This is a genomic window from Mixta tenebrionis (assembly GCF_006517625.1).
Lineage (GTDB): Bacteria > Pseudomonadota > Gammaproteobacteria > Enterobacterales > Enterobacteriaceae > Mixta > Mixta tenebrionis.
The window spans coordinates 230,812-245,956 of sequence record NZ_VHQI01000005.1 but is presented as its reverse complement, the minus strand read 5'-3'; the positions used below and the strand labels follow the sequence as shown (position 1 = coordinate 245,956).

Below are 15,145 nucleotides of genomic sequence, written 5' to 3'. Positions count from 1 at the left end.
CCATGAAGCTTCATGAAATGAAACAAAAGCGCAACACCATCGCGACCGAAATGCGCGCGCTGAACGAAAAGATCGGGGATAACGCCTGGACTGATGAGCAGCGCACTGAGTGGAATAAGGCTAAATCCGAGCTGGAAGGGCTGGATGAGCGTATTGCCCGCGAAGAAGAGTTGCGCGATATGGATCAGAAATACATCGATGATAAAAGCGATGAACAGCGCGACAATCTGGATAAGGATAACGGTAAAAAGCCGGATGAGCAGCGCGGACAGATTTTTGATAAATGGATGCGCCACGGCGCCAGTGAGCTGACCGCTGAAGAGCGTAAGGCCTTGCGTGAACTGCGTGCCCAGGGTGTCGCACCGGATGAAAAGGGCGGCTATACCGTGCCGGACACTTTCCTTGCGAAAGTCGTCGAGCAGATGAAGGCTTACGGTGGTATCGCCAGCGTGGCGCAGATCCTGACAACCTCTGATGGCCGCACCATGGAGTGGGCTACCGCCGATGGTACTGCTGAGGTGGGTGTGCTGCTGGGCGAGAACGAAGAAGCCGGTGAAGAAGATACCGAATTTGGCATGGACAGCCTGGGTGCGCTGAAAATGACCTCTAAAATCATTCGCGTATCTAACGAACTGCTGCAGGACAGCGCGATCGACATGGAAGCCTATCTTGCCCGCCGTATCGCGGAACGTATTGGGCGCGGTGAAGCCCGCTATCTGATTCAGGGAACTGGCGCTGGTACGCCAAAGCAGCCGAAAGGCCTGGCGGTATCTGTGACCGGCACCACCCAGACAGCCGCTGCAACGGCGGTGAAATGGCAGGAAATTCTGGCGCTCAAACACAGTATCGACCCGGCTTATCGCCGCGGGCCGAAGTTCCGCCTTGCTTTCAATGACAGCACCCTGAAACTTATCAGCGAAATGGAAGATGGTCAGGGCCGCCCGCTGTGGCTGCCGGATATCGTTGGCGTGGCTCCGGCCTCGGTGCTGAATGTGCCGTATGTTATCGATCAGGAGATTGATGATATCGGGGCGGGTAAAAAGTTCATGTTCTGCGGTGACTTTGACCGCTTCATTATCCGTCGCGTGCGCTACATGATCCTGAAGCGCCTGGTGGAGCGTTACGCTGAATTCGACCAGACCGGCTTCCTGGCGTTCCATCGCTTCGACTGCATTCTGGAAGACACTTCTGCCATTAAAGCGCTGGTGGGCAAAGGCAGCACCAGCAGCTGATAACTCCTGACGGAATATCGCATGCCGCTTAACGCGGTTTTTTTGTGCCCGCTTCCGGCGGGCACAGGAGGATTTATGCTGCTCAAAATGGAGGAAATCAAAGCCCAGCTCAGGCTGGACGAAGATTTCACCGATGAAGACAGTCTGCTGGAACTGATGGGGCAGGCGGTGCAGAGCCGGACGGAGAACTTCCTCAACCGCAGGCTTTATGCAACGGCAGCCGATTTGCCAGAAGACGATCCCGATGGCCTGGTGATGCCGGATGAAATCAAGCTGGCGCTACTGTTGCTGGTCACGCACTTCTACGAGAACCGCTCAACGGTCACTGAGGTTGAAAAGCTTGAATTGCCGATGAGCTTTAACTGGCTGGTTGGGCCTTACAGGTATATCCCGCTATGAAACTGCGACAGGCGCAGACCAGCGCCACCTACCTTTTGCCTGACCCGGGCGAGCTGGATAAGCGGATAGCGATTCGCCTGCGGGTGGATGAGCCGAATGATGATTTTGGCGTATCTCCCACGTACCCGGATGAGATCCGAACCTGGGCGAAGTTAGCCCAGCCCGGCGCAGCGGCTTATCAGGGCTCTGTACAGACGGAAAATACCGTAACGCATTATTTCACGATCCGCTGGCGAGCGAAGATAACCGCCGATCATGAGGTGTTCTGCGAAGGGCAAGTTTATCGCATTCGCCGCGTGCGCGATCTGAACAGCAGACGGCGCTATCTGCTGCTGGAATGTGAGGAGCTTGGTACGGATCGAGGGGCCAGCTATGCAGAACAAAGCATTTTTACACGTTGATTTTGAACAACCGAAAGAGCTGGTTTTCAATCGCGCCCGCATGCGCCGGGCGTTTGTCACCATTGGTCAGGTGCATATGCGGGATGCCCGCCGTCTGGTCATGCGTCGGGGACGCTCTGCGCCAGGCGAAAACCCGGCATACCGTACAGGGAAACTGGCCCGCTCAATAGGTTATTACGTTCCTCGCGCATCCAAACGACGCCCGGGTTTGATGGTGAAGATTGCTCCCAACCAGAAGAACGGCGAGGGGAATCGCCATATTTCCGGGGCCTTTTATCCGGCGTTTCTGTTTTACGGTGTGCGCCGCGGCGCTAAACGTAAAAAAGGCCATCATCGCGGTGCGTCTGGTGGCAGTGGGTGGAAAATTGCTCCACGTAATAACTATATGGCAGAGGTGCTGGAGCGTCGCCGCAGCTGGACCCGATATGTGCTGTCGCGTGAGTTGCGCAAGTCCCTGCGTCCTCAGAGAAGGAAAAAGAAATGAAACTGACGCCGATTGTGGCCGCACTGCGGGCCCGATGCCTGCGTTTTGAAAATCGCGTGGGTGGCGCCGCACAGTTTAAGGCGATCCCGGATGCCGGAAAACTGAAGCTTCCCGCCGCTTATGTGGTACCGGCGGAGGATGTAACCGGGGAACAACGCTCCCAGACTGACTACTGGCAGGATTTGACAGAGGGATTTTCTGTGATCGTCGTTCTCAATAATGAGCGTGACGAAAAAGGCCAGTGGGCATCCTATGACGCGGTGCATGATGTGCGTCATGAAATCTGGAAAGCGCTTCTGGGATGGTGCCCGGATCCTGGCGCCCATGAAATTCAGTACGCTGGTGGTATGTTGCTGGAGCTGAACCGCTATGAACTTTATTACCAGTTCGACTTCACGGTGAAATATGAGATCGACGAGGCTGACTCCCGCCAGCAGGATGATCTCGACGCGCTGGAAGAGCTGAAGACACTCAGTATCGATGTGGACTATATCGACCCCGGCGGCGGGCCAGACGGTAATATTGAGCACCACACCGAAATCACCTTCCCGTAACCCTCTACCTGGAAAAAATAATGTTTGTGAAACCCAAAAGGGGGCGATCCGTTCCGGATCCGACCCGCGGCGATCTTTTGCCTGAATCTGGGCGAAATGTGGAAGTAAACGCCTACTGGTATCGCCGCGAAGCTGCTGGCGATATTGAGAAAATCTCGCGTAAAGGGGATAAAAATGACCGTAAGCTTTAACACCATCCCGGCTGATAACCGGGTGCCGCTATTTTATGCTGAAATGGATAACAGCGCTGCAAACACCGCACAGGACAGTGCCCCTTCTCTGCTAATTGGGATGGCGCTACCTGAATCGGATATGCCGCTGAATCAGTTGGTGATTATGCCATCGAAGGATTTAGCTAAAAAAATGGCGGGCCGTGGCAGCCAGCTGGCTCGCATGGTGGAGGCATACCGCCAGGTGGATCCGTTTGGTGAACTCTGGGTAATTGCCGTTCCTGATAATGGTGAAGCGGCTACGGGCACCATTACCATCACCGGTACAGCGACCGATGCGGGTACCGTGAACCTCTACGTTGGCACCCGTAAGGTACAGGTAACAGTGGCAACGGGGGACACTGGCGATCAGGTTTCACAGGCCATGCTGAGTATTATCAATAATAACCCCGATTTGCCTGTCAGCGCGGAATATCAGACGACTTCTGCCGGGGAATCTCAGGGCACAGTTATCCTCTCTGCTGTGAACAGCGGGGCGGTGGGCAACACGATCCCATTAACCCTGAATTACTACGGTACCGCCAGCGGTGAAGAGATCCCTGTCGGTCTGAGCATCCAGATCGGCAAAATGAGTGGCGGCGCAGGCGATGCGGATTTGTCGGCGACGATCGCTGCTATGGGCGATGAGCCGTTCGACTATATCGGGCTGCCGTTCAATGACCCCAGTTCGCTTCAGATGATGGCTGTTGAAATGAACGACAGCTCCGGGCGCTGGAGCTATATCCGCCAGCTGTATGGTCATGTGTATACCGCTAAAACGGGCTCACTGTCTGACCTGGTGGCCTATGGCGATACGTTCAATTATCAGCACATCACTATTGCCGGGTACGAAACAGAGGTGCAAACGTCTGTGGATGAGCTGGTGGGTTACCGCCTGGCGCGCGCAGCGGTATTCCTGCGCATCGACCCTGCCCGTCCGACACAGACTGGAGAGCTCACTGGTGCTCTGCCTGCGCCGACCGGCAAACGCTTTACCATCACTGAGCAGCAGTCACTGCTGACACATGGCATTGCGACCGCTTATACGGAATCCGGCGTGCTGCGCATCCAGCGTGACATCACCACCTATAAGACCAATGCGTATGGCGTGGTAGACAACAGTTACCTCGACAGCGAAACATTGCATACCAGCGCCTATGTGCTGCGCCGACTAAAATCGGTGATCACCAGCAAATACGGTCGTCATAAACTTGCCAATGATGGAACGCGTTTTGGCCCCGGCCAGGCGATTGTCACGCCTGCGGTTATTCGCGGTGAGCTGGGCTCAACCTACCGTCAGCTTGAACGTGAGGGGATTGTCGAGAACTTTGACCTGTTCCAGAAATACCTGATCGTTGAGCGCAACGCGAACGATCCGAACCGTCTGGATGTGCTGTTCCCGCCAGATTATGTCAACCAGCTGCGCGTGTTTGCTGTGCTTAATCAGTTCCGCCTGCAGTACAACGAGGAGGCCGCATAATGGCAAAGATTGCGGGAACGACCTATTTCAAAATCGACGGCCAGCAGCTATCAGTTACCGGCGGCATTGAAGTCCCCATGAACACCAAAGTCCGTGATGACGTGATCGGCCTGGACGGATCTGTTGATTACAAAGAAACGAGCCGCGCAGCGTATACGAAGGTCACTGCCAAAGTTCCGAAAAACTTTCCCGTCGACAAAATCACCTCGTCTGATGTCATGACCATCACATCTGAGCTGGCTAACGGTCAGGTGTACGTGCTTTCCAATGCCTGGCTGCACGGCGAAGCTAACCATAACCCCGAAGAGGGCACGGTGGATCTGGAGTTCCACGGTGAAGAAGGATTTTACCAATGACAAAAGAGTTGAAGCTTAAAGAGCCGATTATGGCTCATAACGAAAAACTGCATGTGCTGGAACTGCGTGAACCGTCATATGACGAAATCGAAGCGATCGGTTTCCCGTTTACGGTTTCCTCGGAAGGCGCGATTAAAATTGACAGCTCCGTTGCGCTGAAATATATCCCGCTGCTGGCGGGTATCCCACGTTCGTCCGCGGCGAAACTGGCGAAACTCGATATTTTCAAGGCCAGCATGCTGATCCTCAATTTTTTTACTCAATCGGCGGGGGAGACAACCTCAGAAACCGGCTCTACAACACCGCTCACTTCTGGCGACTAAACCCCCTTGAGCTCCGGCGGGCGGCCATATCTGAATTTCTGGAACTGGAATCGGAGGCCGTCCGCATTAATGAGGAAATAAAGCATGGCTGACAGTTTCCAGTTAAAGGCCATCATCACCGCCGTTGATCAGCTATCCGGCCCGCTGAAAGGGATGCAGCGGGAGCTGAAGGGGTTCCAGAAGGAAATGGCCGGTCTGGCGCTGGGGGCTGCGGCGGCCGGTACCGCGATTCTCGGTGCGCTGGCGATGCCAATAAACTCCGCGATTGGTTTTGAATCAAAAATGGCCGACATCCGTAAGGTAGTTGACGGCCTGGACGATAAAAAAGCCTTTGCGCAGATGAGCGACGACATTCTGACGCTTTCCACCCAGCTGCCGATGGCGGCGGAAGGGATTGCAGAAATTGTCGCTGCTGGTGGTCAGGCCGGTATCGCCCAAAACGATCTGATGCAGTTCGCCAGTGATGCGGTGAAGATGGGGGTGGCATTTGATACCACCGCCGAAGAGTCGGGCCAGATGATGGCGCAGTGGCGCACGGCATTTAAGCTGACGCAGGATGATGTCGTTGTCCTCGCCGATAAAATTAACTATCTGGGGAATACCGGCCCTGCGAACGCGAAGAAAATCTCGGACATTGTGACCCGGATCGGCCCCCTGGGTAGTGTTGCCGGGGTAGCCTCAGGGGAGATTGCAGCAATGGGGGCCACCATCGCCGGGATGGGGGTGGAGTCAGAGATAGCCTCAACCGGCATCAAAAACTTTATGCTATCGCTGACTGCCGGCAATTCTGCCACGAAGGCACAGAAGCAGGCGATGGCTTTCCTGAAGCTGAATCCGAAGAAACTCGCTGAGGATATGCAGAAGGATTCCCGCGGCGCCATGCTGAAGGTGCTGGACTCGTTGGCGAAGGTGCCAAAAGCGAAACAGGCCGCCGTCATGAACGCGCTGTTCGGCAAGGAATCTCTCAGCGCGATAGCTCCCTTGCTGACCAACCTGGATCTGCTGCGCACCAACTTTAAACGTGTCGGAGACGCTCAGGAGTATGGCGGCTCAATGCAGAAGGAATATGCCTCACGCGCCGCCACGACGGAAAACCAGCTGACCCTGCTGAAAAACAGCGTCAACGCGATTTCTGTGACGCTTGGCGATACTTTCCTGCCAGCCATCAACGAGGCCGCTAAAGCGGTTATGCCTTATCTGGAGCATGTCAGGGAATTTGTACGGGCTAACCCGGAGCTGGTGCAGTCTGTGGCTAAGTTTGGTGCCGCATTGCTGGCTGTTGGTGTATCGATCGGCACCTTGTCCCGGGCGATTAAAATCCTTAACAGCGTTATCAATTTGTCTCCGGCAAAAATAGCCATAGCAGCCCTGGCTGCGGGGGCCATGCTGATTATTGATAACTGGGATGAGGTTGGTCCGGTTATCAAGGAGGTATGGCAGGAGGTGGATAAAGTCGCACAGGCAATGGGAGGCTGGGAAACGGTGATCAAAGGTGTCGGCCTGGTCATGGCGGGATCATTTGCGGTTAATACGATTGGTTCCCTGCGTCAGTCGGTGCTGCTGGCGGGTCAGCTGTCCGGTTTGCTGGGTAAAATCGGCAAAATGGGGGCCATGACACTGACGATCGGGATCGTGGTTTCACTGCTGAAGCAACTGGATGAACTGGACAAGGATGCAAAAGATGCTGGCGTGGATAAAGGCACGTTCCTGGTGCAGAAGATGCAGGCGAAGGAGCGGGAACGGGGTTACAACGGCTTTATTCCCCGGCTGAAAGAGATCCTTGGCATTGACAACGCCATTCCGGAGGGGCGTTATCGTCCCTCCATACCGTTAAACAGAAACCCAAATGTTCTTGATCGTGCGGCGACAACCGGCGCACAGAAAAGTGAACTGAAAGTGACCTTCGAAAATGCCCCCCAGGGTATGCGCGTGACAGATATTCCGGCATCCGGTAATCCTCTGATGGGGATTTCCCACGATGTAGGCTATTCGCCCTTTAAAAACCCTCGTTAATCCGCTCCGGCGGTTCTTTCAAAAGGTGAAACCATGGCATTTTTTTCTACGCCAGACTGGCGCGATCGCCTGCGCGATGCGTCATTTCGGGGGGTGCCTTTCTCCGTAGAGGATGACGATGCATCCTTTGGGCGCCGGGTACAGTTGCATGAGTACCCCAACAGAGATAAGCCCTGGGCGGAGGATCTTGGCAGAGCAGCGCGCAGGTTGACCATCAACGCCTACGTAATTGGGGGCGATTATGCTGACCAGCGGGATCGCCTGATTGCCGCTGTGGAGACGAACGGCCCCGGAACGCTGGTTCATCCTCAGTATGGTGAAATGCAGGGCAGCATAAACGGCACTGTGAAGGTGTCGCACAGCAGTGCAGAAGGGCGCATGGCGCGCATTTCATTCGAGTTTGTGGAGAGCGGAGAGTTAACCTTTCCGGTTGCTGGCATGGCGACGGCGCAGCGCCTTGATGAGTCAGGCGGGCTGTTTGACGATGCCATTGACAGTATGTTCTCCGCGTTTGGCCTCTCCGGTATCCCGGACTTTATCCAGAATGACGTGATTGCCGATGCCACGGCGATGATCAACACAGTTTCGGATGCATTCAAGATGGTCGATTCGGGCGTGTCAGCGGCCATGCGGCTACTGCAGGGGGATTTGTCGGTCATTCTGATGCCGCCCAGCGCCGCGAATGATTTTGTCAGAGCGCTTCAAAAAGCCTGGCGGGCAGGAGATCGTCTTAGTGGCGATACTTCAGATTTGGTCACGATGATAAAAACCCTGTCCGGTATTACGCAGGATCCTGGTCTTTCGCCGCGTGGCACCTGGTCCACTGACTCTGGATCTGTAGTCACCCAAAAAACGCAGAGTAATCTGGTCGCGGCGGCCATCAGGACAACGGCTATCAGTACGGCCACTGCTGCGGTGACGACGCTGGCGCAGCCACGTGTTTCGTCAGCCCAAAATACCGCAACGACCAGTGATTCGGACATTATCACTGTCACGCACCCGGCGCTTGATGGTGCGCAGATAGTCAGCAGTGCCACTCCTCCGCCAAACTGGGATGACCTCACCGATATCCGCGCGGCGCTCAATGCGGCAATAGACCAGGAGCAGTTGCGGATCAGTGACGATTCTCTGTTCCAGCAGATATCCACGATGCGTACAGGCCTGAACCGTGATATTTCGGCGCGGCTGGCGCAGGTAGAGCGCACCGCACAGAGAACGCCGGATGATGTTCTGCCTGCTCTGGTACTGGCCGCTGGCTGGTATGACGACGCTGGGCGCGAATCTGACATTTTGACCCGTAATCCTGTCCGCCATCCCGGCTTTGTGCCGGTTGAACCGCTGAGGGTGCCGGTACGATGAACAATACTGTTTTTTTGCGCATCAACGGGCGCGAATGGGGCGGCTGGACATCGGTTCGTATCAGTGCCGGCATCGATCGTATTGCCCGGGATTTCAACGTTGCGATTACCAGCCAGTGGCCCGGTAGCCCTGATGGCACCCTGCAGATCAAAAATGGCGATAAGGTAGAGGTGTTGATTGGTGAAGATCTGGTGATAACCGGATGGGTTGAAGCGCTGCCGCTGCGTTACGACGCCAGCAGTATTACACGCGGTATCGTTGGCAGAAGCAAAACTGCCGATCTTATTGATTGCAGTGCGGCACCTGCTCAGCAGAGCGGGAAAAATTTGTTTCGTATTGCCAGTACGCTGGCCCAGCCATTCGGGATTGATGTTGTTGATGCTGGTGCCCCGGTAGCGGCTGTGATTGATGCTCAGCCTGAGCATGGTGAAACGGTAGTGGATTGTCTGAATCGCCTGCTGGGCCAGGTTCAGGCTTTGGCGTATGACGATGAGCAGGGGCGGCTGGTGCTGGGTACGCCCGGAAGTGCCAAAGCCGTCACAGCGCTGGTGCTGGGGGATAATATCCTGTCCTGCGATACTGAGCGTAGCGTGCGCGATCGTTTCTCCAGCTATCTTGTCACCGGGCAACGTCCTGGCACTGACGATGATTTTGGCGAAGCCACGATTGCCGCTATTCGCCAGAGTACCTCTGATTCTGACGTAACCCGCTATCGGCCTCATACTCTCCAGCAGTCCGGCACGGCCACTACCGACAGCTGCAAATCCCGCTGTGAATTCGAGGCGCGCCAGCGTGCAGCTAAAACGCAGGAGACAACCTACACCGTGCAGGGCTGGCGCCAGGGGAACGGGGAATTGTGGAAGCCAAATCAGTCCGTGGTGGTTTATGACCCGCTGAATGGTTTTGATAATGAAACGCTGGTGATCGCCGAGGTGACTTACAGCCAGGACAATAACGGCACGATCACTGAAATCAGGGTCGGGCCAGCGGATGCTTATCTGCCTGAGCCGACAAAGCCGAAGACGAAGAAGAAAAAGTCCAGTGGGGGGATCGAGTTCTGATGAATAACTCCCTCCGAAATATCGTGGCCCGTGCTGTTATTACCGCACTTGATACCGCGAAAAAATGCCAGGCAGCAGGACTGAAGCTGATTGCCGGTGACCCCAAGGAAGGGGTTGAGCATCTTGAACCTTATGGTTTCACCTCTGCCGCGCAGAACGGCGCTGAGGCGGTAGTGCTGTTTCCCGGCGGTGACCGCTCACACGGTATGGCGGTTATTGTTGCTGACAGGCGGTACCGGCTTAAAGGCCTTGCCCGCGGCGAAGTTGCCATTTATGACGATCAGGGCCAGTCCGTTACCTTAACCCGTGGCGGGATCGTTGTTGATGGTGGCGGGAAGCCCATCGTTTTCAAAAATGCCCCGAAAGCCCGCTTTGAAATGCCGCTCGAATCCACTGGCGACATCAAAGATAACTGCGACGGTAGCGGTAAAACCATGGCCGAGATGCGGGTTACGTATAACGGTCACACCCATAAAGAAAATGGCGACGGTGGTGGAACGACCAACAAGCCAGACCAACCCATGAGCTGACACCATGATCCTCTATGTTAATGGAATCCGAAAGGATGCCTCGGATCCGCTCGACCTTTTGACGCGCGCCGTGGTGATTTCTCTCTTCACGTGGCGCCGCGCTGAGCGGGACGATAAAACCCCGCAGCCTTACGGCTGGTGGGGCGATACGTGGCCCACGGTTCAGAATGACCGTATCGGCTCCCGACTGTATCTGCTGAAACGCCGGAAACTCACCAACAAAACCCCACAGGACGCCCGCGAATACATGCAGCAGGCGCTGTCGTGGATGACTGAGGATGGTGTTGCGGCACGCATTGATGTGACCTCTGAGCGTACCGGAATAGACACACTGGCCGCTGGCGTAACGGTTTATCAGCGGGACGGGGCCATACACAACATTACCTTTGATGATATCTGGAGCGAACTGAATGGCTGACAGTCAATTTGCACGCCCTGAACTCCCGCAGCTGATCGCCACTATTCGCAGCGACTTACTGACGCGCTTTCAGCAGGATGCGGTATTGCGGCGTATGGATGCAGAGGTCTATGGAAGGGTGCAGGCCGCCGCCGTACATACGCTGTATGGCTACCTTGATTATCTGGCCCGCAACATGTTGCCTGATTTGTGCGATGAAGACTGGCTTTATCGCCACGCGCGCATCAAGCGGTGCCCGCGAAAAGATGCTGTTGCTGCTTCGGGGTTTATCCGCTGGGATGGGCTCGGCGGTACGCCAACCCTGCCGGCTGGCACGCAGATCCAGCGTGACGATCAGGTTACTTTTACCACCACCCAAACCGTTAAAGCCTCCGGCGGCCTGTTACGTGTGCCGGTGGTTGCCGATGTGGCAGGGGTGGCCGGGAATACTGACGACGGCATTGCGTTGCGCCTGGGCACGCCGATTAGCGGTATTCCATCCACCGGTTACGCCGACACGCTGAACGGTGGGGATGATGTGGAGGAACTGGAGACGTGGCGTGCGCGCGTGATGGAGCGCTATTACTGGATCCCGCAGGGCGGCGCAGATCCGGATTACATCATCTGGGCGAAAGAGATTGCCGGAATTACCCGCGCCTGGACGTTCCGTCATTATCAGGGGACGGGTACCGTTGGCGTGATGGTTGCCACCAGTGATCCCGCTAACCCGGCACCTGCAGATGATGTTGTACAGGCAGTGCGTGCGCATATTCTGCCCCTTGCACCAGTTGCCGGCGGCGGCCTGTTTGTCTTTGCTGCAACTGAGCATGTTATCCCGATGACAATCGCCCTGGCAAAAGACACGCCTGAAATCCGCACGGCGGTCACCGCTGAACTGAATTCGCTCATGCTCCGTGATGGTCAGCCGTCCGGGAAGGTCTATCTGTCGCGTATAAGCGAAGCAATCAGTCTGGCCACTGACGAAGTGGCACATCAGCTCCGCTCTCCAGCGGTTGATATCGTGCTGGGGCAAATCGAACTGCCAGTACTGGGAGAAATCACCTGGCAAACCTACACGGAGGCGACTGAATAGCCATGGCGCTGAATGACGAGTACACGCAGCTGCTTTACCATCTGCTGCCACCCGGGCCCGCCTGGGAGGGAAAGAATCCGCTTATTGAGGGGTTGGCTCCGTCGCTAACCCGCGTACACCAGCGCGCCGGCGTATTAATGAAGGAAATTGACCCGGGGCAGACCACTGAACTAATTGATCGGTATGAAGCGCTGTATGGTTTGCCGGACTCCTGCGCCCCCGATGGTGTGCAGACGCTACGCCAGCGCCAGCAGCGTCTGGATGCTAAAGCTAACGTTGCTGGTGGGATTAATGAGCGTTTTTATCGTGAGCAGCTCGACGCGCTGGGCTATACGACGGCCACGATTGAACAATTCCAGAACCTTGACAGCTCACCGGACCCTGAATGGGGCGAGTTCTGGCGCTATTACTGGCGGGTGAATATTCCGGCTGATGCCAATATCGCCTGGCAAACCTGTACCAGTACCTGCGATTCAGCGATCAGAACGTGGGGCGACACCGTAGCCGAGTGTGTGATCGATAAGCTTTGCCCCTCTCACACCGTCGTAGTTTTTGCTTATCCGGAAGGAACAGAAGATGCATCGAATTGATACATCCACGGCTCAAATCGACAAATTTGGGCAGGGAAAAAACGGTTTTACTAATGGCGATCCGGCTACTGGCCGCCGTGCCACAGACCTGAACAGCGATATGTGGGATGCTGTTCAGGAAGAGCTGTGTAATGTTATTGAAAAGTCTGGGCTTAGTTTGAATAAAGACCAGCATGATCAGCTTTATCAGTCTATTGTTAGGACTGTTACGTCAAAAATACCTGATGCACTTATCCGTAATAAAAATTTGTCGGATCTGGTTGATAATGTTGTTGCGCGCGCGAATTTGGGATTGGGGGGGTTGGCATTAAAAGAGATAGGATATATTTATGATTCTATCTACCCGGTTGGTGTTGTTACCTGGTTTGCCCAAAATAAAAATCCGAATACGCTTTTCCCCGGCACTACATGGAAATATATTGGTGAAAATCGCACAGTTCGTCTGGCCAGCGCCAACGGCAGTGACGTTATGTCAACGGGCGGCTCCGATTCGGTAACACTCGTAACAGCTAATTTGCCAGCACACGCGCATACTTTTTCGGCCAACACTAGCAGCTTTGATTATGGAACTAAAACAACAAGTACTTTTGACTACGGCACAAAGCAAACAGATGTACAAGGCAACCATACTCATAATTACAATTTCCTGCGTTGGCAAGCTGGATGGGGTTGGCCATCGGGCAATACAAACATGGGAAGTGTTACAGAAACAACCACAGCTGCAGGAGCTCACGCACATAATGTCGGCATAGGTGCACATAACCATACTGTTGGTATTGGCGCTCACGCTCATTCTGTCTCAGGGACAACGGTAAATACTGGTTCTGGAGCGGCATTTGCTGTGACTAACTCATTTATTAAACTGATGGGGTGGTATAGAAGTGCATAATTACAGCGCTTTTTTAAATTTTGCGGGTGTACCGGCATATAAACAATTTGCTGGTACGTCGGCAGTCACCACACTATTTGCAGCAATCACGCTGTTATCCCCGATAGTTATGCCGGGTAAAACTACAGCACCTGCGCCAATCCATACGTTTTCACCTATTTCTATCGGGGCAATTATATTGGCTCCGTGACGTAAAATCGGATCTGTATGGTGACTGACCGTAGTTAATGTTACGTTTGGGCCAATCATGGTTCCGGTTCTTATTGTTATTATCTCATTATCAAGAAAATTGCATCCCGTATTGATAAGTACATCACCGATGAAATGTATGTTTCCAAATTCAAAGTAAAACGGCGCGACTATGGCTGTGTGTGAGCTTGTTGTTATGCCAGTTTTAGATAGTATTTTATTTTTCTTTCTACGAGAAAAATTTGATGTATTAAAGAATAGACGAGCCTTGGCGGGGCTTACTCTTTTTTTTAGTAAATAGTAATAATATCTAATCATCGTCTATTTCAACCATCCATATAGTTATGGAAAAGCCTCTTGCGAGGCTTAACGTTTTTCTCTTCCAATCACTTTATCAGCCGCCACGCGGGACAGGAAGCCGGAACGGCTACCGTACTCAGGGTGTGCAGCGACAAACTGATCGATACGGCGGATCAGCAAAGAAGGAAGTGTTACGTTGATTTTTTCCGCTTTCCCCATCAATCGGGTAACGTCCACATCAACCAGCGCCCATACCACACCTGCATAATCAGGATCGGCCAGCCAGTTTTCAACACTGGTGGCTTCCGGCACCGCTTCGCCATCTTCCACCAGTAATTCGATATGTGCCTCGATAGCCTCACGCACGCTCTCTATCGCATCCTGATAGTTGTCGCCGCCAGAGAAGCAACCTGGAATATCAGGTACGCGAACGCCGAAGGATGAATCGCCTTTATCAATAGCAACTGGATACAACATGTAAACCTCCAAGAGGTGGGGCTTAAAGCCCCGCCTGTTTCTTGATACTTTTCAGTGTTGGTAGCGGTATGTCCTTTTGCGGATGTTTTACCGTAACCAGCCCTTTTTTCGTTGGGTGCTTGAACTGGTGATGACTGCCTTTAACTCTCACCAGATACCATCCATCGGCTTCTATCATTGCTATTGCATTCCTGCTATCCATCCTCCGGCTCTCTGCGTCGTTTTGATAGGGTTATAGTAACCCTTATTGAATTAAGTGTCAATCTTTTTGGGGTTATCGGAGTTATGGAGCAGCTATTTTATATCAGAAGAACCAGTCATCTGCCGATTCCCAGACTTCTTGAAGCATTTTTTCCACGTTCTTCCGGGCTTCATCTTTATCCGCTGCACGGAAGACTGATAGGCCATCGCTTCCAGCAGGCTTAACGATAACTTCAATGTCCTGGTATTGTTTACTCAGGCGCTTTGTCATTTCTTCCTGAAGTGCAGAAGGCGCGGTTTTCGGTAACTTTCCATATTTTTCTTTGGCAATGCTGATTTCGACACGCATTTTGATAGCTCTTTTACTGGTTGGATATACAGCTATGTTTGGCTGGTCATACATACAGTGTCAAGTTAATGGCTGTGTCGAGCAGGTGAGAACCGTGCTGCAGATTTATGACACAAAAAAGCCAGCCCCTGAGAGGCTGGCTTGTTTGTTTTGGAGCCGCGGCTCCTTTACGTATCCTTTTTCGTCCCGTTACCGTCTGGTCGGTGTCCTTCCGGGGCTGCTAACTTCCTGTTTTTGCTGGCGCTGTCCTTGCACTGTC

21 protein-coding genes are annotated in these 15,145 nt (G+C 53.9%); 17 read left to right on the top strand and 4 right to left on the bottom strand.

Going from position 1 to position 15,145, the window contains the following annotated elements; all coding sequences use genetic code 11:
* Positions 1 to 2 precede the first annotated feature (2 nt).
* The 17 genes from FKM52_RS10225 (at position 3) to FKM52_RS10145 (ending at position 13,370) form a co-directional block, all read left to right on the top strand.
* Positions 3 to 1,232, top strand: coding sequence for a phage major capsid protein (locus FKM52_RS10225; RefSeq protein WP_141176093.1), 1,230 nt, complete (start codon positions 3 to 5; stop codon positions 1,230 to 1,232).
* A gap of 75 nt (positions 1,233 to 1,307) precedes the next feature.
* Positions 1,308 to 1,631: a head-tail connector protein gene (locus FKM52_RS10220; protein WP_138211572.1), complete on the top strand. Its 324-nt coding sequence runs from the start codon at positions 1,308 to 1,310 to the stop codon at positions 1,629 to 1,631.
* Positions 1,628 to 2,032, top strand: a complete 405-nt coding sequence (locus FKM52_RS10215; protein ID WP_138211571.1) for a phage head closure protein — start codon at positions 1,628 to 1,630, stop codon at positions 2,030 to 2,032. Before FKM52_RS10220 ends, FKM52_RS10215 begins: the two co-directional genes overlap by 4 nt.
* The gene (locus tag FKM52_RS10210; RefSeq protein ID WP_141176092.1) at positions 2,004 to 2,516 is read left to right on the top strand and encodes a hypothetical protein; all 513 of its coding nucleotides are present in this window, start codon (positions 2,004 to 2,006) and stop codon (positions 2,514 to 2,516) included. The genes FKM52_RS10215 and FKM52_RS10210 overlap by 29 nt, the downstream gene beginning before the upstream one ends.
* Positions 2,513 to 3,070: a phage tail terminator protein gene (locus FKM52_RS10205; RefSeq protein WP_141176091.1), complete on the top strand. Its 558-nt coding sequence runs from the start codon at positions 2,513 to 2,515 to the stop codon at positions 3,068 to 3,070. The genes FKM52_RS10210 and FKM52_RS10205 overlap by 4 nt, the downstream gene beginning before the upstream one ends.
* A 20-nt stretch (positions 3,071 to 3,090) precedes the next feature.
* On the top strand, positions 3,091 to 3,261 hold the full coding sequence (locus tag FKM52_RS10200; RefSeq protein ID WP_138211568.1) for a DUF2635 domain-containing protein: 171 nt from the start codon (positions 3,091 to 3,093) through the stop codon (positions 3,259 to 3,261).
* The gene (locus FKM52_RS10195) at positions 3,245 to 4,759 is read left to right on the top strand and encodes a phage tail sheath subtilisin-like domain-containing protein (protein WP_141176090.1); all 1,515 of its coding nucleotides are present in this window, start codon (positions 3,245 to 3,247) and stop codon (positions 4,757 to 4,759) included. The genes FKM52_RS10200 and FKM52_RS10195 overlap by 17 nt, the downstream gene beginning before the upstream one ends.
* A complete protein-coding gene (locus FKM52_RS10190; RefSeq protein WP_138211566.1) occupies positions 4,759 to 5,115 on the top strand; it encodes a phage tail tube protein in 357 nt (118 codons plus the stop codon). Before FKM52_RS10195 ends, FKM52_RS10190 begins: the two co-directional genes overlap by 1 nt.
* Entirely contained in the window at positions 5,112 to 5,438 is a 327-nt protein-coding gene (locus FKM52_RS10185; protein WP_138211565.1) for a phage tail assembly protein, read from the top strand. Before FKM52_RS10190 ends, FKM52_RS10185 begins: the two co-directional genes overlap by 4 nt.
* A gap of 84 nt (positions 5,439 to 5,522) precedes the next feature.
* On the top strand, positions 5,523 to 7,451 hold the full coding sequence (locus FKM52_RS10180) for a phage tail tape measure protein (protein WP_141176089.1): 1,929 nt from the start codon (positions 5,523 to 5,525) through the stop codon (positions 7,449 to 7,451).
* Between the two features lie 33 nt (positions 7,452 to 7,484).
* On the top strand, positions 7,485 to 8,810 hold the full coding sequence (locus FKM52_RS10175; RefSeq protein WP_141176088.1) for a DNA circularization protein: 1,326 nt from the start codon (positions 7,485 to 7,487) through the stop codon (positions 8,808 to 8,810).
* Positions 8,807 to 9,871 carry a phage baseplate assembly protein gene (locus tag FKM52_RS10170; protein WP_141176087.1) on the top strand — a complete coding sequence of 355 codons (1,065 nt, stop codon included), beginning with the start codon at positions 8,807 to 8,809 and terminating at the stop codon, positions 9,869 to 9,871. Before FKM52_RS10175 ends, FKM52_RS10170 begins: the two co-directional genes overlap by 4 nt.
* Positions 9,871 to 10,401 carry a phage baseplate assembly protein domain-containing protein gene (locus FKM52_RS10165; protein ID WP_181407920.1) on the top strand — a complete coding sequence of 177 codons (531 nt, stop codon included), beginning with the start codon at positions 9,871 to 9,873 and terminating at the stop codon, positions 10,399 to 10,401. The genes FKM52_RS10170 and FKM52_RS10165 overlap by 1 nt, the downstream gene beginning before the upstream one ends.
* A gap of 4 nt (positions 10,402 to 10,405) precedes the next feature.
* Positions 10,406 to 10,819 carry a phage GP46 family protein gene (locus FKM52_RS10160; protein WP_141176085.1) on the top strand — a complete coding sequence of 138 codons (414 nt, stop codon included), beginning with the start codon at positions 10,406 to 10,408 and terminating at the stop codon, positions 10,817 to 10,819.
* Entirely contained in the window at positions 10,812 to 11,891 is a 1,080-nt protein-coding gene (locus FKM52_RS10155) for a baseplate J/gp47 family protein (RefSeq protein ID WP_141176084.1), read from the top strand. Before FKM52_RS10160 ends, FKM52_RS10155 begins: the two co-directional genes overlap by 8 nt.
* Positions 11,892 to 11,893: 2 nt before the next feature.
* Positions 11,894 to 12,481 (top strand): YmfQ family protein, encoded by a 588-nt coding sequence (locus FKM52_RS10150; protein ID WP_141176083.1) that lies wholly within the window; start codon positions 11,894 to 11,896, stop codon positions 12,479 to 12,481.
* The gene (locus FKM52_RS10145; protein ID WP_246085518.1) at positions 12,468 to 13,370 is read left to right on the top strand and encodes a phage baseplate protein; all 903 of its coding nucleotides are present in this window, start codon (positions 12,468 to 12,470) and stop codon (positions 13,368 to 13,370) included. Before FKM52_RS10150 ends, FKM52_RS10145 begins: the two co-directional genes overlap by 14 nt.
* Here the strand turns inward: FKM52_RS10145 and FKM52_RS10140 are convergent, their stop codons facing one another.
* The 4 genes from FKM52_RS10140 to FKM52_RS10125 all read right to left on the bottom strand — a co-directional run bounded on the left by FKM52_RS10140 (position 13,371) and on the right by FKM52_RS10125 (position 14,886).
* Positions 13,371 to 13,877: a DapH/DapD/GlmU-related protein gene (locus tag FKM52_RS10140; RefSeq protein WP_141176082.1), complete on the bottom strand. Its 507-nt coding sequence runs from the start codon at positions 13,875 to 13,877 to the stop codon at positions 13,371 to 13,373. It abuts the gene before it with no gap.
* Between the two features lie 48 nt (positions 13,878 to 13,925).
* Entirely contained in the window at positions 13,926 to 14,336 is a 411-nt protein-coding gene (locus FKM52_RS21965) for a type II toxin-antitoxin system HicB family antitoxin (protein WP_141176081.1), read from the bottom strand.
* A 22-nt stretch (positions 14,337 to 14,358) separates the two neighbouring features.
* Positions 14,359 to 14,538, bottom strand: a complete 180-nt coding sequence (locus tag FKM52_RS10130; RefSeq protein WP_012906750.1) for a type II toxin-antitoxin system HicA family toxin — start codon at positions 14,536 to 14,538, stop codon at positions 14,359 to 14,361.
* 102 nt (positions 14,539 to 14,640) lie between these two features.
* The gene (locus FKM52_RS10125; RefSeq protein ID WP_138211554.1) at positions 14,641 to 14,886 is read right to left on the bottom strand and encodes a DinI-like family protein; all 246 of its coding nucleotides are present in this window, start codon (positions 14,884 to 14,886) and stop codon (positions 14,641 to 14,643) included.
* Between the last annotated feature and the right edge of the window lie 259 nt (positions 14,887 to 15,145).